Raw genomic sequence first — 26,555 nt, 5'->3', positions numbered from 1 at the left:
TTCGAAACCGAAGTTTATGCGATATGCGGCAAAGGTCCGGTTTGAGCCCAAAGTGTAGAATGCTGCGCTTTGCTTGAACGGCAGCTCAAGGCACTCGTCGTTGAAGAAATTGAGTTCGGGTCAGCCCAACTGCCTCTTGCTCGACCGGTCAAGCTATTCCTTTGCTTCTTGCCAGTTCGGACACTACAACCAATGAGAAACTGCTCGGTACATCCGCGCTGCGTTCAAATCGATAGTTCTGACAGATTGAAGGGCCGATGGATATTTTTGACGAAACCGCTGAGGTCATCAAAAGAGCAAAGGAAGCTGGACTTGAAACTGAAACGCGCGAAATTCAGTACCAAGATGACGTAAGCTTCTATTCTTATATCGTTTTTCCTGCAGGAAAAGAGGGTCGTCGCATAGGTGTTTATTCCAAAGAGGCCGCAAAGCTACTGCTTTCGATTGAATTTGAGCGCTTTTCATTTTTGGGCGACTACGAGGCAATTGTGGACCTGAAAAAAGGGGAGATTGAAGCTCTCATTACGGCAAGAGAGCCATATGGCATTTCAATGTTGGAAAGGCGGCTGGGTTTTCCTCAGACTTCAATGAGCGATGAAGACGACGGAACCGAAGAGGCAAATGAATTTGCACTGCGCGCTGAACAGCTAGACGGAGTTTCAGTGGAGATATCCAGATGTACAGAAGAAATTCGCGCTCTAGTTTCGCGTCCGAGAAGCCGCTCGCCAATAAGTTTGAAGATATCTCTTGGGGGCGAACGAAAGTACGCTTCAGCTCTTAACGCTCTGGAAACGTTATCCAACTCACTTTTCTTCCAGTTAGACACTGAAAGGGGAGTGGCCTTGGCGCTTCGCAAGATGCTGCGAAGGCGCCGCCCGCTTAGGCGCAGAGGCTTCAATGCGGACGACCCGACAAGCATTCAATTTCCTGCTTTCGAGTATGATAAGGCACCAATCTCGTTGTATTGGTATGCAAAGAGTGCTCGCGGAATGCCGCTCTTGCAATTTTTAGCTTATTATCAAGTAGTAGAATACTACTTTCCAAACTTTGCCAAGCTCGAAGCAGTAAGAAGCGCTCGAAAAATTCTGAAGCACCCAAGCTTTAGAGTGGATAGAGAATCCGACCTCACCAAGCTAGTCACAACAATTTCAGGCAGTGGACGTGTCGGCTCTAGCGAGCGCGAGCAGATGAAGGTGACGGTGCTGGAAGTTCTGTCTTCGGACGACGTAAAGCAGTTCTTCGAAGAGAACGAAGAAATCTCAGAAATATTAGGAAAGAAACAAAAGGGCATTACGGACAAAACCGTAAACTTCACACGAAAAGATCACGATCACCGACCTGATATCGCTGAGCTTCTCTATGATATCCGATGCCGAATTGTGCACACAAAGAATGGCTTTGATAGTCCTCAATCAGAAATGATACTTCCGTTTTCTGCCGCAGAAGAAGATATGTGGGCATACACCGAGCTGATGCAGTTTGTCGCGCAAAATGCTCTAGTGCGTTCGAGTTCGGTCTTAAGTTCTGTTTAGCTATTGCAAGCTGTCCAAAGCGGCCATTGGTGCAGCGGCCGCGAAATGGCGTTTTGTCCGCATAGCGGCCTTTCAACGCCCAGTGCACGATTTGGGTAAAAGACGAGCTATATACATACGAAACAAGCCTGTCGTATCTGTATCGATACAAACGCATAAAATGATATAACATCACACATTCTACAACCCCGAATGCGGCGCTGCGGCGTGGTTTGTTTCCGGTTTCGAACCGGAATTTCCGCTCCGGATCGGGCTTCGGTATGCGGCGGTCTACCCTCTCTCTTCGGGATCATTAGGTTTCGGTCATGACGCGAGGCCCACCCTCGCCTCACCCAAAAACACAAGTTTCAGGAGGAGACACGCGATGAAAGCGCTCGTCTATCAGGGTCCCGGTCAAAAGGACTGGATCGAAAAAGACAAACCCGGCATCGAGAAACCCACCGACGTGATCGTCAAGGTCACCAAGACCACGATCTGCGGCACCGATTTGCACATTCTCAAGGGCGATGTGCCCGCCGTCACCCCGGGCCGGACGCTGGGCCACGAAGGTGTGGGCATCGTCGAGGCCGTGGGCGATGCTGTCGCCAATTTCAAACCGGGCGATCCGGTGCTGATCTCCTGCGTCACCTCCTGTGGCAAATGCGCCAATTGCAAGCGTCAGCTCTATGCCCATTGCGATGACGGCGGCTGGATTCTCGGCCACCTGATCGACGGCACCCAGGCCGAATACGTGCGTATCCCACATGGCGACAACTCGCTCTACCCGATCCCGGAAGGGGCCGATGAGGAGGCGCTGGTGATGCTTTCCGACATCATGCCGACGGGGCTTGAGATCGGTGTGCAATACGGTCGCGTGAAACCGGGCGACACCGTGGCCATCGTCGGCGCGGGGCCTGTGGGCATGTCCGTGCTTCTGACCGCGCAATTCTATTCGCCGGGCAAGCTTATCATGATCGACATGGACCCGGCGCGGCTTGAGCTTGCCAAACAATTCGGTGCGACCGATACGCTTCAGGTCGGCTCGGTCGATGTGGTCGAGGAAATCATGAAGATGACCGGGGGTCTCGGCGTCGATGTGGCGATCGAGGCGGTGGGCGTGCCCGCCACCTTCGACACCTGTCAGAAGATCGTCTCCGCCGGCGGCTCGATCGCCAACGTCGGCGTGCATGGCAAACCCGTGGAGCTGCATATCGAGGAGCTCTGGATCAAGAACATCAACATCTCCATGGGTCTGGTGAGCACCAACACCACGCCGATGCTGCTCAAGACACTCGGTTCGGGCAAGGTCGATCCGGCGAAGCTTGTGACCCATCGGCTCAAGCTCGACGAGATCATGGACGCCTATGAAATCTTCGGCAATGCGGCACGCGAGAAGGCGATGAAGATCATCCTCACCGCCTGATCCACAGCGACACGCAAAACAGAACCGCCGGAACCGCAAGGCTCCGGCGGTTTTTATTTTAATCCAATTGGGAAAATTTACCTGTCTTTACCCCTTGCCCCCGGGACATCGGAGCGGTCACACTCGCCGCAACACGGATGACCGGGGCCCGGCCCCGCAACGGAAAGGACCCGACATGCTGCGTTCCACAGCTCTCTCCGCCACTTTCGGCGCCCTCATGACCCTCACCGCCCTGCCCGCTTGGGCGGAGACCTCCGTCCTCACTTTCGACGATCTCGACACGTTCGAAGAGCTTCTCAGCGGCTTCGGTTCGGTCGAACGCGACACGGATGGCGAGGACGACCCGATGTTCCGTGGCCGGATCAGCGGCGTGCCCTACACGCTGTATTTCTACGGCTGCGAGAATCATAGGGACTGCAACAACGGCACCTTCGTGGCCTATTTCGACGGCGCGGATTATTCGACCGACGCCGGGACGATCAACGATTACAACAACGGCTATCGCTTCGGCAAAGCCTCGGTCGATGGCGACGGCGATCTGGAGATCAACTATTCCTTTGCCTTCAAGGGCGGCATCACCCGCGAGGCTCTGGACGACACGTTCGACTGGTGGCGGGTGATCCTGGAGCAGGCGGAAGAGCATTTCGAATAAAACATCGCCAGGTGCGTCGGCAGCTCGCCACGCACCCGACGCCCGCCCGCTTCACAACGGCCTCCAGGCCGGATGATGGCCTTTGTCATGTCTGTGACAGTCGGCGGCACTTTCCACTCCCACAAGGACATTTCATGTTGAAACGTATTTGCAGCGCCACCGCGCTTTGTCTTTGCCTCGCCCAGCCCCTCGTGGCCCAGAACGACATCAAAGGTGCCGCGGATCACCCGCTGATCTCCCGCATGCCCGGCACGGACATCGTTGGCTATCATACTGCCGATTTTCAGGAATTCATGATTGCAACCGGTCCGATCAGACCGGGCCAGGAGCTTCCGCCGGTGGAGCGCTTCGAAGGCAAATCGACCACCTTGACCTACCGCGCACAAGACAGCTCTCTGTCGGCGCTGGCGATCTTCCGCAACTTCGAGAAAGCCTTTGACAACGCCGGGTTCGAGCCGGTGTTCACCTGCAAATCCGACGCCGAATGTGGCGACCGCTTCGTACGCCAACTCTACTGGTATGGCGATCCGCAACGTCATGGGCAAAATCCCTATCTCGGCGCTCCAAACCGGCATGGCGATCGGCACAGCTACTACTACTGGTCCGGCACCGGAGAGGCCGAGGACGGCACCTATATCATCTCGCTTTTGGTGGCGCAGCACACGGCGATGAATTTCCCGGCCAGCATCGTGCTCGACATCAGCCAGACCGAGGAGTTGAATGACGAACGGATCAGCATCAACCTCGAGGGCCTGACGGACGACATCGAAAAGGACGGGCATGTGGTGCTCGACGGACTGTTCTTTGACTTCGACAAGGCGACGCTGACCGCCGCTTCGGCACCGGCGCTCGATGTCATTGCGCGCTATCTCAATGCACATCCCGACAAGAGCTTCTATGTCGTCGGCCACACCGACAGCAAAGGTACGTTGAGCTACAACCGTGACCTGAGCGAGGCGCGCGCCAGGGCGGTCACCACATCCCTGACCGCGCAGTACGGCATCGCGGGAGAACGTCTGACCCCTTACGGCGTCGGTCCCGTCGCTCCGGTCACCAGCAATACAAGCGAGGCAGGCCGCGCCAAGAACCGGCGCGTGGAACTGGTCGTGCAGGACTGAAACGTCGCCTTCGCCCCGGCGGGTCTGGAGCCCCGGGGCGGAGGCAAAATAGGTCAGCCTTTTTAACATTATTTCGCACACATGCCGCGCTGCGACATTTTATTCATACGACTGGGTGTTTTGCGGTTGACGCCTGATCAACCGAGTCCTAATGTCCGGCCCACGCAATGAAGCGCCCGGAAGGGTAAAAGCCTCAAAAGGAACCGCCATGTCTGGCATTCTTGTACTCGTAGGGAAAACGCGCATGGGCCGGTGACGGTTGACCATAATGGAACCCATGCGCCCCCGATTGAACACCGGGGGCTTTTTTATTGCAAAAAACAAAGTGACGATGTGCAGACGGAGAACAACATGACACGTCAGATGACCGGAGCGAAAATGGTGGTTCAGGCCCTGAAGGATCAGGGTGTGGACACGGTATTTGGCTACCCGGGGGGCGCTGTCCTTCCGATCTACGACGAGATTTTCCAGCAGAACGACATCAAGCACGTTCTGGTGCGTCACGAGCAGGCCGCGGTGCATGCCGCCGAAGGTTATGCCCGCTCGACCGGCAAGGTCGGCGTGGCGCTGGTGACCTCCGGCCCCGGAGCGACCAATGCGGTCACCGGGCTGACGGACGCGCTGATGGACAGCATCCCGATCGTCGTGCTCTCCGGTCAGGTTCCGACCTTCATGATCGGCACCGACGGGTTTCAGGAGGCCGACACGGTTGGCATCACCCGCCCCTGCACGAAACACAACTGGCTGGTGAAAGACACCGACAAGCTGTCGGAGACCCTGCATCAGGCGTTCCATGTCGCCACCTCCGGCCGCCCCGGCCCGGTGCTCGTCGACCTGCCGAAAGACGTGCAATTCGCCGATGGCGAATACACGCCGCCAGCCAAGGTTAAGATGGGCCATTACAAGCCGCGACTGAAAGCCTCCATCGAGGAGATCAACGACATCGTTGCGCTGATCGAGAAGGCGGAGCGTCCGGTGTTCTACACCGGCGGCGGCGTGATCAACTCCGGCCCCGGCGCGTCGCAACTGCTGCGCGAACTGGTCGATGCCACCGGTTTTCCGATCACCTCGACTCTGATGGGTCTGGGCGCCTACCCCGCCTCGGGCAAAGGCTGGCTCGGGATGCTCGGCATGCATGGTCTCTACGAGGCCAATATGGCGATGCACGGCTGCGATCTGATGATCAACATCGGCGCGCGGTTCGACGACCGGATCACCGGACGGATTCAGGATTTCTCGCCGAATTCCAAGAAAATCCATGTCGACATCGACCCGAGCTCGATCAACAAGATCATCCATGTCGACCTGCCGGTCATCGGCGATGTCGGCCATGTATTGGAAGACGTTCTGAAGGTCTGGAAATCGCGCGGGCGCAAGAAGGCGGATCTCTCCGCCTGGTGGTCGCAGATCGAGGAATGGAAAGAGGTCCGTTGCCTGACCTACAAGAACTCCGAGACGGTGATCAAACCGCAATATGCGCTGGAGCGCCTCGAAGCGCTGACCAAGGGCATGGATCGCTATGTCACCACCGAAGTGGGCCAACACCAGATGTGGGCGGCGCAATTCCTGGGCTTCGAGGACCCGAACCGCTGGATGACCTCCGGGGGGCTGGGCACCATGGGCTATGGCTTCCCGGCCTCGATCGGGGTGCAGATGGCACACCCGCAGAGCCTTGTGATCAACGTCGCGGGTGAGGCCTCGTGGTTGATGAACATGCAGGAAATGGGCACGGCGATGCAATATCGCCTGCCGGTGAAACAGTTCATCCTGAACAACGAACGCCTCGGCATGGTGCGCCAGTGGCAGCAATTGCTGCACGGTGAGCGCTATTCGTCGAGCTGGTCGGAAAGCCTGCCGGATTTCGTGAAACTGGCCGAAGCTTTTGGCGCAAAAGGCATTCAGTGTTCCGACCCGAAAGACCTCGATGATGCGATCATGGAGATGATCAAATACGACGGTCCGGTGATCTTCGACTGCCTCGTCGAGAAGCATGAAAACTGTTTCCCGATGATCCCCTCGGGCAAGCCGCACAACGAGATGCTGTTGGGCGAGGCCTCGGTCGAAGGGGCGATCAAGTCCGACGGGGCGGTTCTGGTCTGATGAAACGGGTCGGGAAACTCATCCGCCGGGCTCTGGCCGCGCTGGTCGCGACCTGGGGTCTGGCCGGATAATCCCGGCGTAAAGATATTCGCCACGCACCGCGTGGATTAAGGGAGAAAAGCATGTCCGCCCTACGTATCCAACACGGCTCCTCGAGCCATTCCGCCTATGACCTTCGCGACTACCACGCCGAAGTCATCGAAAAACACACGCTCGCCGTTCTGGTCGACAACGAGGCGGGTGTTCTGGCCCGAGTCATCGGGTTGTTTTCCGGCCGGGGCTACAACATCGAAAGCCTGACCGTGGCCGAGGTCGATCACGAAGGGCATCGTTCGCGCATCACGGTGGTGACCACCGGCACGCGCGATGTGATCGAACAGATCAAGGCGCAGGTGGGCCGCATCGTCCCGGTGCACGAGGTGCATGACCTGACCGTCGAAGGCCCGTCCATTGAGCGCGAACTGGCGCTGTTCAAGGTCGAGGGCACCGGCAACAACCGGATCGAGGCGCTGCGCCTCGCCGAGATTTTCCGCGCCAATGTGGTGGACAGCACGCTGGAAAGCTTTGTCTTCGAGATGACCGGGACGTCCGAGAAGATCGACGCCTTCGCCGAGCTGATGCGCCCGCTGGGTCTGGTGGAAACCGCGCGGACAGGGGTCGCGGCTCTGGCGCGGGGTGGCAAGGCCTGAACGCCGATCTGCACGAAAGGGCCCCAAGGGGCCCTTTTTTCATGCCGGCTGATGTTTGTCGAAATAGCCCCGGATCAGCGGCGAATAATGCGCCCTGGGGTGAATACCGATCTTGTCCCGGACAGCGATCATCGCGGCGACGCCCGGCTCCAGTCGCTGCAACAGGATGGGCGCCGGGGAAAGCACGTCCTGGGTCGAAACCGAACTTCCGAAATAGAAATTTTCCTGTCCGAGATAGCTCGGTTCGAAGCCGCCCAACACCATGAGCGGCGTGCGCTCCATCGACAGGATGAAGGAAAACCCCATCAACTGACGAAACGCCACACCGCGAAACCGCCGGGCGGCGGCGGCGCGCGGCAGGCCGATCCGGTCGCTTGAGGCATAGGGCATATAGCCCCTCAGGCGCATCACACCATGGCTGTCGCGCTGAAACCCCACGAGGGTGCAGCTGATCTCCGTGGGGACGAAATAGGACACGCGGTAATGCAGATAGGCGCCTTCGGGAAGGGCCTGTTGCGGGATGTCGAGCATGTCGAGATCGGAGAGCAGCCGGGAGATTTCACCGATCGCCCCTACCCGGCTGGCGCGCTGGATCGTCTCCAGCGGTTCGAGCAGAATCCGCGCGTCGACGTCGAAATGGCTACAGATCCGATAGAGCACATCCGGGCGGGGAAAGGCCTCGCCGTTCAGGTAGCGATTGTATTGCGTCCGGTTGATGCCAAGTTCGACACAGAGCGCCGAAATCGACCGCGCGCTGGCCGACAGGCTGCGCAAATTCGAGCCGAACACATGGCGCAACTGCGCGGGTGACAGGTCTTCTGCGCGCACCGCTACTCCTCAGTCAAAACACCCCACATGCAGGTCAAGTGACCTGAAACCGAAACCGGGGCTTACCCAATCTTCTGAAAAATTATGCGCCATCGCGGAGAATATTGATACTGATTTGCGCCAATTTACAGGATTTTTGGAAAAAATGACGCCGAACAGCGTCATTTTAGTTCCGAGATGATACATAAATCTGAATATTATGCGCTTTATGCTCATGGTAAAAACAGATGCTCAAACGGATAACATTCACAAGAGTCATTGGAATGGATGGAATAGTACTTTGGGCCGATCCAAAAACCCATAAAGCGGTGATTTGGTGCAGCGACCACGGCGATCTCGCCTATGCCACCGGCCCCGAAACGCTTCTTGGTACCTTCAACATGCCCGAGGCGGGCACCATGGTGCAGTGCGAAGCACATATGGAAAACGGCATCAGAATCTGCACCCGATTGCGTCCCATTCAACGCTTTGCCGCGCCGGAACTGGCCGAAGCCCTGCGCAATTTCGCAGCGAAACCCGCCGCTTGAGTGCTTCCGCGCAGTCCGAAGGGCTGTCACGACAGGGCGCAAGGAGGCAGGACGTCGGTCCGCAGGACTGTCACAATGAGAAGCTGTTGCCGCACAAAGTTGCAGTCGTTCCACGTCCGAAAAGAAAAAAGGGAGGTCCGAAGACCCCCCTGAGGTTCGCTGATCGGGCTCATGTTGATACCGCCCGGTAGATTTTATGCCTGCGGCCCGATCCGCGTCTGGCGTGAGCGCACCCACGCCGGAAAGGTGTCATTCAGACCCTTCACTCGGGGCTTTCCGGGTCGACTGGAAATGCCCCACCCCGTGCCCCAAAACGGGGCACGTATTCCTTTTAATGCAACACGCGCCCCGCCGAGCTGTTGACGGAGAACACCGCCTTGCAGCCCGCCTCGCCTGTGTCGCGGTAATCCTGCACCGAATAGGTCACCGAAAGCGACGGCACGCCCAGGACGGAGACCACCCGCGCGCCCTGATAGGCATCGGCCAGCGCGCCCATCACGTTGCGGTCGAACTCGGCCTCAAGCGTGTTGCCGCGCATGGTCACGCGATCTGCCGCGCAGAGTTGACCGGCGATGTCGAAAACGAGGTTCATCATCTCTCCTTACGAACAGCCCGAGGTGCCGCCACAGGTGTTGCATTTCATGCAGGTACCGTTGCGCACCAGCGTGTAGTTGCCGCATTCGCCGCAGGCCTCGCCTTCGTAGCCCTGCATCTTGGCCTTGGTCCGCGCATCCATGGAGACCGTTCCAGTGGACAGCGCCGTGTCGGCTGTCGTCGGTTTCGCGGCGGCCTTGGTTTCCGGCACCAGCGTCTGGAGCGCGACCTGCGGATCGACGGAGCCGGTCAGCGCGGTGGCGCCGGTGTGCATGCCACCCTGAAGCACCATCAGCTCTTGCGGCACGCGTTTGCGCAGATAGCCGGTGGAGGAAATGTGTTTCAGCACTTCCAAAGACTTGGAGGCCGCATTCTCCGAAATGTCCTTGACGTTGGAGACGCCCTCTTCCTCGCCCCGGCCCAGATCGTCAAAGCTTGCGCCCTGCGGTTTGACATGGGCCAGATCGGTGCGGTCGAGGTAAGACACGGCCAGCTCGCGGAAGATATAGTCGAGGATCGAGGTGGCGTTCTTGATCGAGTCGTTGCCCTGCACCATGCCCGCAGGCTCAAATTTGGTGAAGGTGAAGGCATCGACGAATTCCTCAAGCGGCACGCCGTACTGGAGACCCACGGAGACCGCGATGGCGAAGTTGTTCATCATCGCCCGGAACCCGGCACCCTCCTTGTGCATGTCGATGAAGATCTCGCCCAGAGAGCCGTCTTCGTATTCGCCGGTGCGCAGGTAGACCTTGTGCCCGCCGACGATGGATTTCTGGGTGTAGCCCTTGCGACGGCTGGGAAGCTTCTCCCGCCCCCGCGCCACTTCCTTGATGACGATCTTTTCGACAATCTTCTCGGCCAGAACAGCGGCTTTTTCCTGTGCGGAGCCGGTGGCGAGGATGTCCTCGGCCTCTTCGTCATCCTCGATCAGCGCGGTCGCGAGCGGCTGCGACAGTTTCGAGCCGTCGCGGTAGAGCGCATTGGCCTTGGTGCCCAGCGACCAGGACAGCTCATAAGCCGCGAGGCAATCCTCAATGGTCGCATCGTTCGGCATGTTGATCGTCTTGGAGATCGCGCCGGAGATGAAGCTCTGCGCCGCCGCCATCATGGTGATATGGCTTTCGACGGAGAGGTAGCGTTTGCCCTTCTTGCCGCAGGCATTGGCGCAATCGAAGACGTGGTAATGCTCTTCCTTGAGGAAAGGCGCACCTTCGAGCGTCATGGTGCCGCAAACGTGGTCATTGGCGGCGTCGATGTCTTTCTTGGTGAAGCCCAAGGAACGCAGCAGGTCGAAGGACGGATCGTTCAGCTTGTCCTTCGGAATGCCGAGCGTGCCGGTGCAGAACTCTTCGCCCAGCGTCCACTGGTTGAAGACGAAGCGGATGTCGAAGGCCGAGGGCAGCGCCGCTTCGATCTTGTCGATCTGGGCCTGACCGAAGCCGTGGCCGATCAGCGCCGTGTGGTTGATCCCCGGCGCATTGCCGATGGTGCCATGACCCACGGCGTAGGACACGATTTCCTCGATCTGGCTGGAGCTATAGCCCAGCTTTTCCAGAGCGGCCGGCACGGAACGGTTGATGATTTTAAAATAGCCACCGCCCGCGAGTTTCTTGAATTTCACCAGTGCGAAATCCGGTTCGATCCCGGTGGTGTCGCAATCCATCACCAGACCGATGGTGCCGGTGGGCGCAATCACGGAAACCTGCGCGTTGCGATAGCCGTTTTTCTCGCCAAGGCTCAACGCCTCGTCCCAAGCGGATTTCGCGAGTTCCACAAGATGCGCGTCCGGGCAATTGGCGTGATCCAAAGCAACCGGTTTGACCGCGAGACCTTCGTAGCCCGTGGTCTTGCCATAGGCGGCGGTGCGGTGATTGCGGATGACGCGGAGCATATGCTCGGCGTTGCGCTGATAGCCGGAGAAAGTGCCCAGCTCGCCCGCGATCTCCGCGGAGGTCGCATAGGAGACGCCGGTCATGATCGCGGTCAGGGCACCGGCCAAGGCGCGGCCCTCGTCGCTATCGTAGCCCAGACCCATGTTCATCAACAGCCCGCCGATATTGGCATAGCCAAGACCCAAGGTCCGGAAATCATAGGACAATTGCGCGATTTCCTTGGACGGGAACTGTGCCATCATGACGGAAATCTCAAGCGTCAGCGTCCAGATGCGGGTCGCATGCATATAGCTTTCCGCGTCGAACTCGCCATCCTTGAGGAAGGTCAGCAGGTTCATCGAGGCAAGGTTACAAGCCGTGTCGTCGAGGAACATATATTCGGAACACGGGTTGGAGCCGCGGATCTGACCGTCTTCCGGGCAGGTGTGCCAGGCGTTGATCGTGTCGTGGAACTGGATGCCCGGATCGGCACAGGCCCAGGCGGCGTGACCGACCTGCTCCCAAAGCTCGCGGGCGTTCACGACTTTCGAAACCTTGCCATCGGTGCGGCGCAGAAGCTCCCATTCGGCATCGTCTTTCACAGCCTTGAGGAAGGCATCGGTGACGCGCACGGAGTTGTTGGAGTTTTGGCCGGAGACCGATGCGTAAGCCTCGCTATCCCAGTCGGTGTCATAGGTCGGGAATTCGATCGAGGAATAGCCCTGTTTCGCGTAATCGAGCACGCGTTTGACATAGGTTTCCGGGATCGCCACCTGTTTCGCGCCACGGATTGCGGCTTTCAAAGCGGTGTTTTTCGCCGGATCGAAGGCGTCGGCCTCGGTGCCGTCCCATTCGCGGATCGCGGCGAAGATTGCGTTGAGCTGGCGTTCATGCATCTTCGAGCCCGCGACGATGGACGCCACTTTCTGCTCTTCGATCACCTTCCAGTTGATGAATTCTTCGATGTCCGGGTGATCCATGTCACAGATCACCATCTTGGCCGCGCGGCGCGTGGTGCCGCCGGATTTGATCGCACCCGCTGCCCGGTCGCCGATTTTCAAAAAGCCCATGAGGCCGGAGGACTTGCCACCGCCGGAGAGGGACTCGTTGGCGGCCCGCAGGGACGAGAAGTTGGTGCCGGTGCCGGAGCCGTATTTGAACAAGCGCGCTTCGCGGACCCAAAGGTCCATGATGCCGCCATCGGACACGAGATCGTCGGCGACGGATTGAATGAAACACGCATGCGGCTGCGGATGCTCATAGGCAGACGCCGAACGGGTCAGTTCGCCGGTGGCGTGATCCACGTAATAATGCCCCTGCCCCGGACCGTCGATGCCGTAAGCCCAATGCAGGCCGGTGTTGAACCATTGCGGCGAGTTCGGCGCGCCCATCTGGGCGGCGAGCATGAAGCGCATTTCGTCGTAATAGGCTTTGGCGTCCTCCTCGGAGGAGAAATAGCCGCCCTTCCAGCCCCAATAGGCCCAGGCGCCCGCCAGACGGTCGAACACCTGCTTGGCGGAGGTTTCCCCGCCGAAACGGTCGCCTTCCGGCAGTTGTGCGAGCTTGTCCTCATCGGGAACGGAGCGCCACAGGAAAGAGGGCACGCCTTTTTCACGGACCTTCTTCAGCGCCGCCGGCACACCCGCCTTGCGGAAATATTTCTGAGCGATGACGTCGGAGGCGACCTGCGACCATTTCGAGGGAACCTCGCAATCGTCGAGTTTGAACACCACCGTCCCGTCCGGGTTGCGGATTTCCGAGCTCGTCGTGGCGAACTCCAGCTCCGAATATGCGTCCTTGCCTGCCGTCGTAAATCTGCGCTCGATCTTCATCTCTGCCCCGACCAAATCTTGTTACCGCGGCCCGAACCGTCCCAGAGACGTCCCCGACACCGCACCATTTGCGACCTGCAAGCTCCGGAGCCTGGCCCTTGGCCCTTTCCGTCGCCTGCCGCCTTCCGGCCCCTGCTACATCTTGTGGTCTGATCCGACGAAAGACGGCCTTGGGCTGCGGGCAGAACCTCTGCGATCCGATCCCGCAGCGCAGGTTCGGTCCGAAGAGAGATTCGCCTCAGTGCGTCGCCCCGGTCACCGCGGTCATATCCGTTTTCACCCCGTCCGTTTCCGCGAAAACAAGGCATCTTCGCCTCGATCCCGCACGGCCCTTTGTCGGATCTGTCCCCCGGGACCCTTGTCCCTCGCCGCTCAGGATCAACTAAATGTAGTGTGTGTCCCATCCGGCTTACACAATGTGCAGCGGCTCCGCCCCGCTGGTCAACGCAAAATTTACCCTTTTTACGGGCAAAATTTCGTTGACGGATTTTGCCCACAGGAGGTCTCGATTCGCCCCTCGCAGCGTTAACTCTTTTTCCTTTGTTTCCCATGGGTTTCACGCAAAACGTTAAGAATTTAAGCGAGTGTTTGTGGATAAGTCCGGCAAGGCTGTGGAGGATAAGAAATCGCCCGCCGCGCCCTGTGTGCCCAATCCCTCAGCACACTATATCTAGTGGTCGAAATCGACCTTTCGCATGCGCAGAAAGCCCCCGGTTTTGCTGGGAAAAAGCCGGAAAACACAACCTTGAGGTGAATTTCGAAGGCAAAAGTCACACAGAAGCCATGCCAGAGCGTGTGCCCAGAACGTGACGAATCATTTTTGCAACATCGCGCCCGGCACGGGCTTGAGATCGACCAGAATCGTGCCGTCGAGACAGTCGAGCCCATCGACCACGAGGGCCGTCTCTTCGACGGCGCGCACCCGCACCCGAGACAGCGCAATGGGGTTCGGACGATGCGGCGAACGCATGGCGAAGACGCCGCAATGCACCCCGTCATGGGGCCGCACCGATTGCAGCACATCGCGCGGCGCGCGGTCGAACCAGTAGAGCACATCGACCTCCGTTGCGGTGAGCCCCTTGAGACCGGGCGCGAAGGCGGGGTCGAGCTCAATGCGTGCCTCCTGCCCTGCGCGCCCCGGCCCTTTCGGGCAGTCTTCGAGCGTCTTGTACGGCGTGCGGATGCGTCCGATGGGGGTGAGGATCATCTGTGTATCGGTCATGCGGATCTCCTTTTCCCTGATGTAGGAGGAAGGCGGCGCGGGACCGCCCGACAAAAGGACGCAGGCAGAAAGATGCAGGTCGGCCCCTAGGCAGATCTTCGCCGACAGCACCGGTCTTCGACTCGGACCCGGCCCGGTGTAGCCCCGCAAGAGGCCGAAAACGCAGCAGAAACGCAAAGGTAACACCCGAAAACGCCGGAACATTTGCCGAAAGACAGGGCAGAGCGCCACCTACGGGGCGGGAATGGTTGACGTTACGGTCACTTTTTTCACGAAGCCTTGCCTTCTGCGGCTGAATACATTTCCTTTCATGCATTCTAGCTGCGCCCGCCGAAGCGGTCGGCGCCGCCTGTGCAAAAAGAACTGAAAAGATAAACAGTACCCAGGAGGTCTTTATGAAACTCACCACCGCCCTTTCCGCGCTGGCGCTCCTCGCCGCCACGCCCGCGGCCTTTGCCGCCGATATTCCCGAAGGCACGGTGCTCTCCGAGAACCAGACCTATACGTTCTGGCTTCTGGACGCGATCAAGTCGATGGATCCGCAGATCAACACGGATGTTGAAGGCTCCGACATCCTGCGCAACCTGTTCGAAGGCCTCTACAACGAAGACGCCAAGGGCGATCTCATTCCGGGCGTGGCGCTGAGCCACGATCTGTCGGACGACGGTCTGACCTACACGTTCCACCTGCGCCCCGAAGCGGTGTGGTCCGATGGCAAACCGGTGACGGCAGGCGACTTCGTCTACGCCTGGCAGCGCCTTGCCGATCCGGCAACCGCGTCTGAATATGCCTGGTACATGGAACTGATGCAGGTGGTGAACGCGTCGAAAATCACCGCGGGCGAGCTGCCGCCCTCCGATCTGGGCGTGAAAGCCATCGACGATCACACGCTTGAGGTGACGATCGAGACGCCGCTGCCCTATTTCCCGCAGATGCTGGTGCATGGCTCGACCTTCCCGGTGCGTCAGGACGTGATCGAGGCCTTCGGTGCCGACTGGACCAAACCGGAGAACATGGTGTCGAACGGCGCCTATACGCTGTCCGAGCACATCCTTGGCGAACGCGTCGAGATGGACAAATCCGCCACCTATTGGGATGCCGACAAGACGGTGATGACCCATCTCACCGGCCTGACGATCAATGACAACAATCAGGCGCTGACCCGCTACCTCGCGGGCGAGCTGGACCGGGTGCAAATCCCCGCCGGTCAGTACCCCCGCCTGAAAGCGGAATATCCGGACGAGGCGACCTCGCTGCCCTATTCCTGTTCCTACATCTACAACATGAACCTGTCGGAAAAGGGCCCGGAAGCACTCAAAGACGTGCGCGTGCGCAAGGCGCTGTCCTATGCGATGAACCGTGACATCGTGGTGGACAACATCCTTCAGGGCGGCCAGCGTGCCTCCTACAACTGGACCCATTGGGCGACCGCGGGCTTTGTCATGCCGGAGATCGATTATTCTCATTGGAGCCAGGAGGAGCGCACCGCGAAAGCGAAGGAGCTTCTGGCCGAGGCGGGCTATGGGCCGGAGAACCCGCTCGATCTGACGCTGAACTACAATACGGATGACAGCCACAAGAAAATCGCCATCGCGGCCCAACAGTTCTTCAAGCCTCTCGGCGTGAACCTGACCCTCAACAACATGGAGTGGAAAGTTCACACCGACCGCATGCAGAACCAGGACTTCGATCTGGCGCGTTACGCCTGGTGTGGCGACTATAACGAGGCCTCGACCTACCTCGACTTCTTCACCTCGTATTCCGGTCATAACAACGGTCACTTCTTTAATGACGAATACGATGCGATCATGAAAGAGTCCAAGACGGCGGCCGATCCGCAACCGCTCTACACCCAGGCCGAGCAAATTCTTGCGACGGAAATGCCGTTTATTCCGATCTACCACTATGCGAAGGTCGATATGATCGCATCCGACATCAAAGGCCTGCCGACCGAGAACGTGATGCAGACTTGGTACGGGCGTGACCTGTACCGCGTCGCCGAGTGATCTCAGTTTGAAAACAGGCAGGATGCGGGGGCTTTTCCCCCGCATCCACCCATAGGGACACATCCATGATTGTCTACATTCTCAAGCGTCTGGCGATTGCCATTCCGACGCTGCTCCTGCTGATTATATTCTCATTCCTGCTGATGCATGCGGCCCCCGGCGGCCCCTTCACGCAGGAACGCGAGCTGCCCGCGCAGGTGCTCGCCAATCTCAACGCCAAATACGGTCTCGACCAGCCTCTGTGGAAACAGATCACCAGTTACATCTGGGGCATCGTCGCGCATTTCGATTTCGGCCCGTCCTTTGTCTACAAGGATCGCACCGTGAACGAGATCATCGCGCAGGGCTTTCCGGTCACGCTGACCTATGGCGGCATTTCCTTCCTCGTCGCGGTCTTCGCGGGCGTGACGCTCGGTGCCGTGGCCGCCGTCAAACACAACACGATCATCGACTATTTCGCGGTCGGCATCTCCATCGGCGCGCAGGTGCTGCCGAACTTCGTCATGGCGCCGATCCTCGTGATCGTCTTCACCCTGATCCTCGGCTGGTTGCCGGGCGGCGGGTGGCGCTTTTCCGACCCCTCGTTCTGGATCATGCCGGTGATTGCGCTTTCGACCTCCTACATGGCCTCGATCGCGCGGATCATGCGTTCCTCGATGTTAGAGGTTCTGAACTCGAACCACATCCGCACGGCGCGAGCCAAAGGCCTTCCGGGACATCGGGTGATCCTGCGCCATGCGTTGAAACCGGCGCTTTTGCCGGTGATCTCCTATCTCGGGCCGGCCTTTGTGGCGATGATCACCGGCTCGGTGATCGTGGACATCTATTTCTCGACGGGTGGCATCGGCAAAGCCTTTGTCGACAGCGCACTGAACCGCGACTACGCGGTGATGATGGGGGTCACGATCCTCGTCGGCGCGCTCACCATCCTGTTCAACCTCATCGTCGATATCGTCTACGGATGGATCGACCCGAAAATCCGGTACTGAACCATGGTCATCGACAGTCAGAAAATGAAGTCATTGGCCGAAGCCGCCTCGCGCGAGGATGTGGCGGGCCGCTCGCTCTGGGCCGATGCTCGGCGCAGGTTCTTCCGCAACAAGGCGGCGATGTTCGGGCTGGTTCTGCTCGTCTTCGTGTCGCTGTTTGCGCTTTTCGGCAATTCCATTGCGCAATGGTCGAATGAGGAAATCGACTTTTCAGTCATGGGCATGGTTGCCGAGCAAGGCGGGCCGTCGCTCTCCAACGGGCATTATTTCGGCACCGACGATCTGGGCCGCGATCTTTTTGCGCGCACCGTGCAGGGCACACAAATCTCGCTCGCGGTGGGCATCATCGGCTCCGCCATCGCAGTGGTCGTCGGCACGATCTATGGTGCCACCGCCGGCTATTTCGGCGGTCGGCTCGACAATTTCATGATGCGGGCCGTCGATATTTTGCTCGCGATCCCCTACATGTTCGTGCTGATCCTGCTTCTGGTGATGTACGGCCGGTCGATCACCATGCTGTTCGTCGGTGTCGGCCTGATCTCATGGCTTGAGATGAGCCGGATCGTGCGGGGCCAGACGCTGACCCTCAAGGGCCGCGAATATATCGAGGCGGCACGCGCCATCGGCGTCCCTGCCCCCGTGATCATCCGCCGTCATATCCTGCCCAACCTGATCGGCGTGGTGACGGTGTTCGCCACCCTTCTGGTGCCGAACATGATCCTGACCGAAAGCTTCATCTCGTTTCTGGGCCTCGGCGTTCAGGAACCGATGACGTCGCTCGGCGCGCTGATCTCCGAAGGCGCCGGCACCATCGCTTACGGGACGCTCTGGCAACTGGCTTTCCCGCTTCTTTTCTTCGTCCTCACCCTCTTCGGCTTTTTCTTTGTCGGCGACGGGCTTCGGGACGCTCTGGACCCGAAGGATCGCTGACATGGCACTTCTGGACGTCAAAGACCTCTCCGTTCGTTTCGACACGCCCGAGGGCGAGATTCACGCCGTCAACGGCGTGAGTTTCCGCCTTGAAAAAGGCGAAACCCTTGGCATCGTAGGCGAAAGCGGCTCCGGCAAAAGCCAGCTCAACTTTGCGCTTCTGGGGCTTCTGGCCAAGAACGGCCATACCTCCGGGCAGGCTCTGTTCGACGGCAAAGACCTTTTGTCGATCTCCGAGCGCGAGCTGAACAAAATCCGCGCCAATCGCATCGCCATGGTGTTTCAGGACCCGATGACCTCTTTGAACCCCTATATGCGCATTTCCGACCAGATGGCGGAGGTGCTCATTCTGCACAAAGGCCTGTCGAAACGCGCCGCCATTACCGAAAGCGTCGCCATGCTCGATGCGGTGAAAATCCCCGACGCCAGGAACCGCGTGCGGCTCTATCCGCATGAGTTTTCCGGCGGCATGCGCCAGCGCGTGATGATCGCCATGTCGCTTTTGTGCCACCCCGAAATCCTCATCGCCGACGAGCCGACCACCGCGCTCGATGTGACAGTGCAGGCGCAGATCATGGAGCTTCTGGCCGAGTTGCAGCGCGAATTCGGCATGGCGACGATCCTGATCACCCATGATCTGGGCGTCGTGGCCGGCTTCTGCGAGCGCGCCATCGTGATGTATGGCGGGCGGATCATGGAAGAGGCGCCGGTCGATCCGCTGTTCGAGACCCCGACCCATCCCTATACGCGCGGGCTTCTGGATGCGATCCCGCGGGTGGACGAGGATCAGGAGGCGCTGCGCGCCATTCCGGGCAACCCGCCCAATATGACCGGCGCGCCGAAAGGCTGCCCGTTTGCGCCGCGCTGCGCTCTGGTCGATGAGCGGTGCCGGGTCGAGACGCCCGCGCTCATGGAATTCGCGGAAGGCCGCGCCCGCGCCTGTTTCCGCTCCATCGAGGAGGTCGCCGCATGAGCCGTCCCCTGATCGAAGCCCGCGACGTGCGGGTCACCTTCGACATTCACCGCCCCTCGGACCTGCCCTGGACCCCGCCCGCGCAGCTCCATGCCGTCAATGGCGTGAGTTTCACGCTGGAACCGGGACAGACGCTTGGCATCGTCGGCGAGTCCGGCTGTGGCAAATCCACTTTGGCGCGCGCGCTCATTCGCATGTTGCCCGCCAGCGGTCAGGTGATCTGGCAGGATGGCACCGACCTTCTGACGCTTTCACCGCGTCAGATGCTGAAATACCGGTCCGAAATCCAGATGATCTTTCAGGACCCTCTGGCGTCCCTGAACCCGCGCATGACCGTGGGCGACATCATCGCCGAACCCCTGCGCACCCACCGCCCCGGCATGAGTGCGAAGGAACGCAAGGACAAGGTGCGCGCGGTGATGGAACGCGTGGGACTTCTGCCGAACCAGATCAACCGCTACCCGCATGAGTTCTCCGGCGGCCAGTGTCAGCGCATCGGCATCGCCCGCGCTTTGGTGGTGGAGCCGAAACTGCTGATCTGCGACGAACCGGTCTCCGCCCTCGACGTGTCGATTCAGGCGCAGGTGATCGGACTTCTGGAAGAGCTGCGCCGCGATCTGGGCCTGACGATCATCTTCATCGCGCATGATCTTTCCGTGGTGAAACACCTCTCGGACGAGGTGATGGTGCTCTATCTCGGGCGGATGATGGAAAAGGCCAGTTCGGACGAGCTCTTCGCCGAACCGCGGCACCCTTACACGCAGGCGCTTCTGTCCGCCGTACCGATCCCGGACCCGAAGATCGAGAAGACCAAACAGGTGATCCCACTCGAAGGCGACCTGCCCTCGCCGATGGCGCCGCCCAAGGGTTGTGTGTTCCGCACCCGCTGCCCGAAGGCGCAGGCGATCTGTGAGACCGTGCCGGCGGATCACCTGACCGGTGGGCATCACACCGCCTGCCACTTTGCGGGCGAGACGGTGAGCGCATAAACATAAAGGGCATGCTGGGAGGCGTGCCCTTTTCTGTTTCGCCGAGGGTTCTGTCGAGAGACACCGGGGTGGTCCGTTTGGAATTTGGCGCCACCTTGAAAACACACGGGGCGATTTTGGATCGGCGACGAAAGCGCGCACTTCCGCTAGGGGATTTATTCAAGATCGACGCAGTCAGAGAGGCCGCTCTGCGGACGAAGCTGTCGCTTGATGAGCGCGCAAAATCTATCGCTCCACAAAACTGAACGAGGCATATACGTCAGGCCTTCGAGGCCAAGAGTTTTCGGAGCTCTTCGACGGAAAGCCATGGTCTGATACTGTGGATGGCCCGATGACATGTTGGACAAAGCATTCGTAGATCAGAAACTTTGGTTGTTCCCTCATGCTTGTCGTCCGAGAGGGGCACATTGTGATGCGCCTCGATGATCCGATTGCGCATTTCTTGTAAGCCAAAATATTGCTCAGGATCTAGGTTGCAGGCCTCACAATAAAGCCTCCCATGATTTTGAATGAAGGCCATTTTCGCCTTCTCCACAACGTGTCGATTACGTTCGCGAGCCTTGTGGAGCCGTTCGACCAAATGCCCCTCAGGAAAACTGGCCTCGTCTTGCTGATCAACTGCGCTCATGGTGTCTTTAATCAATACGCGCTCTTTAAGTGCAAGATACGCTTCACCTGTCATAGAAAGACAGCGATAACCCGGATGGGTGACTGTGTAAATTTCGCGCGGCATCGGAACGGGTTGCGCCAAGATATGTAGATTCTTAGGCGCAACAGAGACGCGATAGTCGTTTGCTTCCTCTCTCAGGCGCTCCACAATCGCCTCGACACGCAGGCGGTTATATGCAGGTCCAAGGCTTTCGTCCGCTTTCAGCGCGAAAACCTCTTGCGCGCGCCTGAGCAACACCTTTTCTGGCAACATTGATACGCCATAGGTTGCATCTTCGACGAACCCGACAATCATCGGAACGGGACTGGCATGAGCCCCAAGAACAAAGTTGAATGAGCTCTGATCAAAGCCTGCCGGTGTTGCCTTGAGATAAAGATGGTAGCGCCCATCTTTCCAGACATCACGAGAGAAATTCCAATCCTCGTGTCCAATCCCTTGTTGTCCGAGATAATCATCCCCACCCTTCCGACCGCTATGAGGGCGCGTCCATCCCTGATCATTGCCAGCCATGCGTATGTATCGAGATTCATTCATGCGGAGCCTCCCAGCTTAGTTATGTAGACCATTCGACTGCAGCGGTCGCATTAACGCCAGCATTGAAACTTTCAATGTCCTGCTTGGCCTCAAACCGGCCCTCCGTCTCATGCCGCGGCACCCAAAGGCCATGTCTTACCCCAATAGGCCACATACCTCGATGATCGAAAATTCGGAAAGTGGTCGGGGCGGCGAGATTCGAACTCACGACCCCCTGTACCCAAAACAGGTGCGCTACCAGACTGCGCCACGCCCCGACCGTGCGCCTCTCCTACCGTGCCGGGGCGCGGTTGAAAAGGGCTTTGTTGCAGAGGGCTTATTGTTCCGCGCAGGGATCGGCCGCCTCGGGCCCGAAAGCCGGATGACGCAGCACATCGCCCGCTTCGATACCAAGCCCGGAGGCCAGCCCGCCGTTGATCTCCAGCACAGCAAAGACCGCATCGCCACCCGGAATGGGCGTGCGATCAAGCGGCACGGCATTTTCATGCACACGGATCACGACACCACGCCGGTCGATGAAGATCATATCCAGTGGAATCAGCGTATTGGCCATCCAGAAGGCCACAGGTTGCGGCTTTTCATAGACGAAGAGCATGCCATGCGAACGCGCCATCTCGGTCCGGTTCATCAAACCGAGCGCCCGTTCGCCAGCGTCATCCGCGATCTCGACGGAAAAGCGCGCGGATGTGCCCTCCCCCGTCACGATCACCTCGGTCTGGTCGCATGTGCTTTGGGCCGCTGCGACGGAGACAGAGGCGAGCAGCGCGGCCCCGATCGCCACAGAGGCCAGGACCGCACGCCGCTCAGCCATGATCTTCCATGTGCTCTTCCACGGGCTCGCGCAGCGCTGCATCCCAGGCGGTGACATGCGCCGCCATCCGGCCCCGACGACCTTCGATGACGCGCAGACCCACGGCCTCGCCCGGCATCAGATCGGCCAGACCGGAGCGCCGCAACACCTCGATATGGATGAACACATCCTCGGGTCGACCGAAGATATTGGCGAAACCGAACCCCTTGCCCTTGTCGAACCATTTGACCCGCGCGGGTTCCAGAGGCAGGCTCAGGCTGCTCTCGTCGATGTCTTCCAGATCTTCCAGCACCGCGCCGCTGCCCGGGGCCGGTGGCAGGATCTCGAGCACCTCGACCGCTTGCACACCACGATCGGTGCGTTGCACGACAAGGCGAATGCCCGCCGCATCGGCGACGGAGCTTTGCCCGAAATTGCGCAGCACATTGGCGTGTAACAAAATATCCGGCCCGCCGTCATCGGCGACCACAAATCCAAATCCGCGTGCCGGATCGAACCATTTCACATGGCCCGATACAACCTGGCCCAAGTCAGTCTCGTTCATTCTCTCTATTACTCACTGGGGCCCCGACCGAACGGCAGGGCCCGAAGCCATGGGGCGTGAGCCCCTCATCCCTGCCAGACCCTGTGCCATTCGGGCCGAAGGTTCAAGCCCCCTCTGGCCTGTCTTTTTGACCAAGCGGACGGGTTCCCCCGCGTCAGCCTGTATCTTGGGCTTTCTCCTCACGGATTGAGTCGCAAGATGTCCCAGGGCTGATCCGGCGCGGCCCGGCGCCAGCGGAAGCGGTCGTGCAGGCGGAACTCGCCATCGGCCCAGAACTCGATTTCCACCGGCGTGATCCGATACCCGCCCCAGAAGGGGGGACGTTTCGGGTTCGGCCCGTGCTTGAGCCCTTCTTTCGCCACCGCCTCCATCAGCGCCGCCTTGCTTTCGAGCGGTCGCGACTGCTGGCTGGCCCAGGCGCCGATCCGGCTGCCCAAAGCACGCGAGCGGTAATAGGCATCGGAATGTTCGTCGCTTTCACGCGTCACGAGGCCGCGCACCCGCACCTGACGGCGCAGGGATTTCCAATGCATCACGAAGGCCGCCTTGCCGGCCGCTTCGATCTCTTGCCCCTTGGCGCTTTCGTAATTCGTGTAGAAGACGAACGCGTCGTCGGCGATCTCCTTCAACAGCACCATGCGCACGTTCGGCAGGCCCTCCGGGTCCACCGTCGCGATGGCGATGGCGTTCGGATCGTTGACTTCCCTGGCCTCGGCTTCCTTGAGCCATTTGCGCGCGATCTCGAACGGATCGTCGCCTGCGAAAATGCCTTTGCGCGGAACCGTGTGTGACACCATGACGCCCTCCTGTCTTTGCCTCTGATGGGATAGCCCCTGCGCCCCGGGGCGGCAAGCGCCATCGCGGGTCACCGCCTGTGCATCGCTGCGCCGCGGCCCGGAAGCCCCCTGAGCCCCGATGATGAGCTCCGGCGATTTTCGCCAAACCGTGACGCGGCGTCACGAAATTGACCCTGCGCAGACTTGATCGCCTATCTGAAAACCCCTAAAGCACGAGATAACACAAAAAATAATGGGTTCGAGGAAGACCATGACGAAATTGATGGAAGGCAAACGCGGGCTGATCATGGGCCTTGCGAATGACAAATCGATTGCCTGGGGCATTGCGAAAGCGCTCTCGGATCACGGCGCGGAGCTGTGCTTTTCCTATCAGGGCGAGCAACTCAAGAAACGTGTCGATCCGCTGGCCGAACGCCTCGGGTCCGACTTCGTGGAAGAGTGCGATGTGTCCGACGAGGCCTCGATGGATGCGCTCTTTGCGGCGATCAAGGAGAAATGGGGCAAGCTCGATTTCATCGTGCACGCCATCGGCTTCTCCGACAAGAATGAGCTGCGCGGCCGCTATGTCGACACCACGCGCGCCAACTTCAACCTGACCATGGACATCTCGGTATTCTCCTTCACCGCCGTCGCACAGCGCGCGGCGAAGCTGATGCCCGAGGGCGGCTCGATGCTGACCATGACCTATTACGGCGCCGAGCGCGTGATGCCGCATTACAACGTGATGGGCGTCGCCAAGGCGGCACTTGAGGCCTCCGTGCGCTACCTCGCCGAAGACCTCGGCAAGGACGGTATCCGCGTCAACTCGATCTCCGCCGGTCCGATCAAAACCCTCGCCGCCTCCGGGATCGGCGATTTCCGCTACATCATGAAGTGGAACGAATACAACTCGCCGCTGCGTCGCAATGTGACCATCGACGATGTCGGCAACTCCGCGCTCTACCTGCTGTCCGATCTGGGTGCGGGTGTCACGGGCGAAACCCACCATGTCGATGCGGGCTATCACGTCGTCGGCATGAAGGCCGTGGACGCGCCGGACATTTCCAAGAGCTGATCCGTCTCGGATAAAGATATGAAAACGGGGGCTTCGGCTCCCGTTTTTCTTTCCTCAATGTCTTTGGGAGGAGACATGACACTCGCGATTTTCCTGTCGATCCTGAGCATTCACCTGATCGCCGCCATGAGCCCCGGCCCATCCTTCGTGGTTTCCGTGCGCACCGCCGCCTCAGACGGGTTCCGCCCCGCCTTCGGCCTTGCCGTGGCCTTCGGGCTGGGCGCGGTGATCTGGGCGCTGGCCGCCCTCTCCGGCCTGTCGGTGCTCTTCGAGATTTTCCCCCGCGCCTATCTGGCCTTCAAAATCGCGGGCGGGCTGTTCCTGATCTGGATCGGCTATAAAACCTTCTGCCACGCCCGTGACCCGCTACCCGAAGCCACCACACTCGCCAGCCCGCGCTCGCTCGCGAACGCGTTTCGTCTCGGCCTGATGACCCAGCTTTCGAACCCGAAGCCCGCAGTCTTCTTCGGTGCCGTGTTTGCCGGGCTAATCCCGCCGGAAACCTCCGTCCCTGTTAAGGCCATTTTATTGTTTTTCGTCTTTTTTGACGAAACCCTGTGGTATGTGATTGTCGCGCGGCTTTTTTCGCGGCAAAAAGCACGACAAGCCTATGGCCGGGCCAAGCTCTGGACCGACCGCGCCTTGGGCGGCCTGATCGCCGTCTTCGGTCTGCGGATCGCCACCAGTTAAACCAGACCTTCGCCCCGGCCCGCCACGATGATGAAAGGATCAAACGATGTCCGACCTCCTGCCCCATGAAAAAGGTTTTCATGTCAGCTGGGACCAGATCCACCGCGACAGCCGTGCGCTGGCGTGGCGGCTCGACGGCAAGGGGCCGGATAACGGCGCATGGCGTGCCATCGTGGCGATCACCCGTGGCGGCATGGCGCCTGCGATGATCATCGCGCGCGAATTGGACATCCGCACCGTCGACACGATTTCGGTGAAATCCTATGACCACCAGACCCAGTCGGAACCCAAGGTTCTGAACGCCCCCGACGCCGACCTGATGGGCGACGGAACCGGCATTCTGGTGATCGACGATCTGGTGGACAGCGGCCGCACCCTTGAGCTGTGCCGTCAGCTCTACCCGAACGCCCATTTCGCCACTGTCTACGCCAAACCGAAGGGCCGCGCGCAGGTCGACAGCTATATCACCGAAGTGTCTCAGGATACGTGGATTTTCTTCCCCTGGGATATGGCGATGCAATACGTCAAACCATATCGCGGGCGGGACTGATGCGGTCACAAGACGATTTCAAGAAGGGGCCAAGCGGCCCCTTTTTTCATGCGCCCCTCGCGCCCAGAGCCTCAACCGTTTTCAGCCAGCGCGCCACCTTTTCGGGTGTCGCCTCCGAGGCCCCCGCAAATTGCGTCACCCGTACCGGTTTGATGCCGACAAAACCGAAGATATGGCCCTTGAGCGTCGCCGCAATCGGGTTGCGATAGGCGAGCCAGAGAAACCATGTCGGCGTGTCGGAGGTCAGTACCACCCGTGCGCTGCGCCCCGAAAGCATCGGGCGCGGCATCCCCGTGCGCAGCGGATTGCGCGTGTCAAACGCCCGGCCCGGCAGGAACGCCCGATCGAACAGCCCCTTGAGCTTGGCAGGCAATCCCCCCACCACATCGGCGCGAACATCACCACATGCTCCGCCCAGTCGATATGGGCCAGAACCGCCTCGAGGTCGGGTTCGAGCGGTTTCGGGTCCTTATAGCCGGCGCGCTCAAAATCCATATCGAAGCGCAGCTCGTGCAAGTGATGCAGCCGCACCTCATGGCCTGCGGTCCGCGCCGCCGTCCCATAGGTTTCGGCGAAAGAGTGCGACAGCGAGTCCGCCGCCGGATGACCGTTCAGGATATAGATCCGCCTGGACATGCTGTCCCTCATAAA

23 protein-coding genes, 1 tRNA gene and 1 pseudogene are annotated in these 26,555 nt (G+C 59.6%); 15 read left to right on the top strand and 10 right to left on the bottom strand.

The annotated features are described in order from the left end of the window. Nucleotides 1-257: 257 nt before the first annotated feature. From CEW89_RS01340 to ilvN, 6 genes are all read left to right on the top strand, one after another. Nucleotides 258-1,532 carry a hypothetical protein gene (locus tag CEW89_RS01340; RefSeq protein WP_096804620.1) on the top strand — a complete coding sequence of 425 codons (1,275 nt, stop codon included), beginning with the start codon at nt 258-260 and terminating at the stop codon, nt 1,530-1,532. Nucleotides 1,533-1,896: 364 nt separating this feature from the next. After that, nucleotides 1,897-2,934, top strand: a complete 1,038-nt coding sequence (locus CEW89_RS01335; RefSeq protein ID WP_066706411.1) for a zinc-dependent alcohol dehydrogenase family protein — start codon at nt 1,897-1,899, stop codon at nt 2,932-2,934. A gap of 175 nt (nt 2,935-3,109) precedes the next feature. After that, the gene (locus CEW89_RS01330; protein ID WP_096804619.1) at nt 3,110-3,586 is read left to right on the top strand and encodes a YbjN domain-containing protein; all 477 of its coding nucleotides are present in this window, start codon (nt 3,110-3,112) and stop codon (nt 3,584-3,586) included. A 134-nt stretch (nt 3,587-3,720) separates the two neighbouring features. Continuing rightward, nucleotides 3,721-4,704 carry an OmpA family protein gene (locus CEW89_RS01325; RefSeq protein WP_096804618.1) on the top strand — a complete coding sequence of 328 codons (984 nt, stop codon included), beginning with the start codon at nt 3,721-3,723 and terminating at the stop codon, nt 4,702-4,704. 351 nt (nt 4,705-5,055) lie between these two features. Next, complete coding sequence (locus CEW89_RS01320) at nt 5,056-6,804, top strand: acetolactate synthase 3 large subunit (RefSeq protein WP_096807090.1); 1,749 nt, start codon at nt 5,056-5,058, stop codon at nt 6,802-6,804. A gap of 122 nt (nt 6,805-6,926) precedes the next feature. Further along, a complete protein-coding gene (ilvN, locus tag CEW89_RS01315) occupies nt 6,927-7,493 on the top strand; it encodes an acetolactate synthase small subunit (protein WP_066706422.1) in 567 nt (188 codons plus the stop codon). A 39-nt stretch (nt 7,494-7,532) separates the two neighbouring features. Here the strand turns inward: ilvN and CEW89_RS20630 are convergent, their stop codons facing one another. After that, nucleotides 7,533-8,321: a helix-turn-helix domain-containing protein gene (locus CEW89_RS20630; protein WP_157779720.1), complete on the bottom strand. Its 789-nt coding sequence runs from the start codon at nt 8,319-8,321 to the stop codon at nt 7,533-7,535. Between the two features lie 263 nt (nt 8,322-8,584). Here CEW89_RS20630 and CEW89_RS01305 point away from each other — a divergent pair, with 263 nt between their 5' ends. Further along, on the top strand, nt 8,585-8,848 hold the full coding sequence (locus CEW89_RS01305; protein ID WP_096804617.1) for a hypothetical protein: 264 nt from the start codon (nt 8,585-8,587) through the stop codon (nt 8,846-8,848). Nucleotides 8,849-9,179: 331 nt separating this feature from the next. On the opposite strand, the gene CEW89_RS01300 is transcribed toward CEW89_RS01305, so the two are convergent. From CEW89_RS01300 to tsaA, 3 genes are all read right to left on the bottom strand, one after another. Beyond that, on the bottom strand, nt 9,180-9,443 hold the full coding sequence (locus tag CEW89_RS01300; protein WP_096804616.1) for a hypothetical protein: 264 nt from the start codon (nt 9,441-9,443) through the stop codon (nt 9,180-9,182). A 6-nt stretch (nt 9,444-9,449) separates the two neighbouring features. Beyond that, nucleotides 9,450-13,145 carry a vitamin B12-dependent ribonucleotide reductase gene (locus CEW89_RS01295; protein WP_096804615.1) on the bottom strand — a complete coding sequence of 1,232 codons (3,696 nt, stop codon included), beginning with the start codon at nt 13,143-13,145 and terminating at the stop codon, nt 9,450-9,452. Between the two features lie 814 nt (nt 13,146-13,959). Next, nucleotides 13,960-14,367 carry a tRNA (N6-threonylcarbamoyladenosine(37)-N6)-methyltransferase TrmO gene (gene tsaA, locus CEW89_RS01290; RefSeq protein ID WP_096804614.1) on the bottom strand — a complete coding sequence of 136 codons (408 nt, stop codon included), beginning with the start codon at nt 14,365-14,367 and terminating at the stop codon, nt 13,960-13,962. A 395-nt stretch (nt 14,368-14,762) separates the two neighbouring features. On the opposite strand from tsaA, the gene CEW89_RS01285 reads away from it, so the two are divergent. The 5 genes from CEW89_RS01285 to CEW89_RS01265 all read left to right on the top strand — a co-directional run bounded on the left by CEW89_RS01285 (nt 14,763) and on the right by CEW89_RS01265 (nt 20,254). Next, a complete protein-coding gene (locus tag CEW89_RS01285) occupies nt 14,763-16,373 on the top strand; it encodes a peptide ABC transporter substrate-binding protein (protein WP_096804613.1) in 1,611 nt (536 codons plus the stop codon). A gap of 65 nt (nt 16,374-16,438) precedes the next feature. After that, nucleotides 16,439-17,362: an oligopeptide ABC transporter permease OppB gene (gene oppB / locus CEW89_RS01280; RefSeq protein ID WP_096804612.1), complete on the top strand. Its 924-nt coding sequence runs from the start codon at nt 16,439-16,441 to the stop codon at nt 17,360-17,362. A gap of 24 nt (nt 17,363-17,386) precedes the next feature. Beyond that, on the top strand, nt 17,387-18,292 hold the full coding sequence (locus tag CEW89_RS01275) for an ABC transporter permease (RefSeq protein ID WP_244906224.1): 906 nt from the start codon (nt 17,387-17,389) through the stop codon (nt 18,290-18,292). A 1-nt stretch (nt 18,293) separates the two neighbouring features. Further along, nucleotides 18,294-19,265, top strand: a complete 972-nt coding sequence (locus CEW89_RS01270; RefSeq protein WP_096804610.1) for an oligopeptide/dipeptide ABC transporter ATP-binding protein — start codon at nt 18,294-18,296, stop codon at nt 19,263-19,265. Next, the gene (locus CEW89_RS01265) at nt 19,262-20,254 is read left to right on the top strand and encodes an ABC transporter ATP-binding protein (RefSeq protein WP_096804609.1); all 993 of its coding nucleotides are present in this window, start codon (nt 19,262-19,264) and stop codon (nt 20,252-20,254) included. The genes CEW89_RS01270 and CEW89_RS01265 overlap by 4 nt, the downstream gene beginning before the upstream one ends. 259 nt (nt 20,255-20,513) lie before the next feature. On the opposite strand, the gene CEW89_RS01260 is transcribed toward CEW89_RS01265, so the two are convergent. The 5 genes from CEW89_RS01260 to pdxH all read right to left on the bottom strand — a co-directional run bounded on the left by CEW89_RS01260 (nt 20,514) and on the right by pdxH (nt 23,610). Next, nucleotides 20,514-21,458, bottom strand: a complete 945-nt coding sequence (locus CEW89_RS01260) for an HNH endonuclease (protein ID WP_096804608.1) — start codon at nt 21,456-21,458, stop codon at nt 20,514-20,516. A 180-nt stretch (nt 21,459-21,638) separates the two neighbouring features. Then, nucleotides 21,639-21,715, bottom strand: a tRNA-Pro gene (locus CEW89_RS01255). A 59-nt stretch (nt 21,716-21,774) separates the two neighbouring features. Then, nucleotides 21,775-22,269: a DUF192 domain-containing protein gene (locus tag CEW89_RS01250; RefSeq protein ID WP_244906128.1), complete on the bottom strand. Its 495-nt coding sequence runs from the start codon at nt 22,267-22,269 to the stop codon at nt 21,775-21,777. After that, on the bottom strand, nt 22,262-22,813 hold the full coding sequence (locus CEW89_RS01245) for a cold-shock protein (RefSeq protein WP_066706470.1): 552 nt from the start codon (nt 22,811-22,813) through the stop codon (nt 22,262-22,264). The genes CEW89_RS01250 and CEW89_RS01245 overlap by 8 nt, the downstream gene beginning before the upstream one ends. A gap of 179 nt (nt 22,814-22,992) precedes the next feature. After that, on the bottom strand, nt 22,993-23,610 hold the full coding sequence (pdxH, locus tag CEW89_RS01240) for a pyridoxamine 5'-phosphate oxidase (protein ID WP_066706472.1): 618 nt from the start codon (nt 23,608-23,610) through the stop codon (nt 22,993-22,995). 250 nt (nt 23,611-23,860) lie between these two features. Between pdxH and fabI the strand changes: the two genes are divergently transcribed. The 3 genes from fabI (at nt 23,861) to gpt (ending at nt 25,904) form a co-directional block, all read left to right on the top strand. Beyond that, nucleotides 23,861-24,664, top strand: coding sequence for an enoyl-ACP reductase FabI (fabI, locus tag CEW89_RS01235; RefSeq protein ID WP_096804606.1), 804 nt, complete (start codon nt 23,861-23,863; stop codon nt 24,662-24,664). Between the two features lie 75 nt (nt 24,665-24,739). Then, nucleotides 24,740-25,354, top strand: coding sequence for a LysE family translocator (locus CEW89_RS01230; RefSeq protein ID WP_096804605.1), 615 nt, complete (start codon nt 24,740-24,742; stop codon nt 25,352-25,354). A 46-nt stretch (nt 25,355-25,400) separates the two neighbouring features. After that, on the top strand, nt 25,401-25,904 hold the full coding sequence (gene gpt, locus CEW89_RS01225; RefSeq protein WP_066706478.1) for a xanthine phosphoribosyltransferase: 504 nt from the start codon (nt 25,401-25,403) through the stop codon (nt 25,902-25,904). A 46-nt stretch (nt 25,905-25,950) separates the two neighbouring features. Here gpt and CEW89_RS01220 read toward each other — a convergent pair. Next, a pseudogene (locus CEW89_RS01220) lies at nt 25,951-26,540 on the bottom strand (NAD(P)H-dependent oxidoreductase). Nucleotides 26,541-26,555: the final 15 nt, after the last annotated feature.

The sequence above is a fragment of the Celeribacter ethanolicus genome (genome assembly GCF_002407265.1).
In the GTDB taxonomy this organism is placed as follows: Bacteria; Pseudomonadota; Alphaproteobacteria; order Rhodobacterales; family Rhodobacteraceae; genus Celeribacter; species Celeribacter ethanolicus.
Note: the sequence above shows the minus strand (reverse complement) of the source record. Positions and strands in the feature narration are given on the sequence as shown.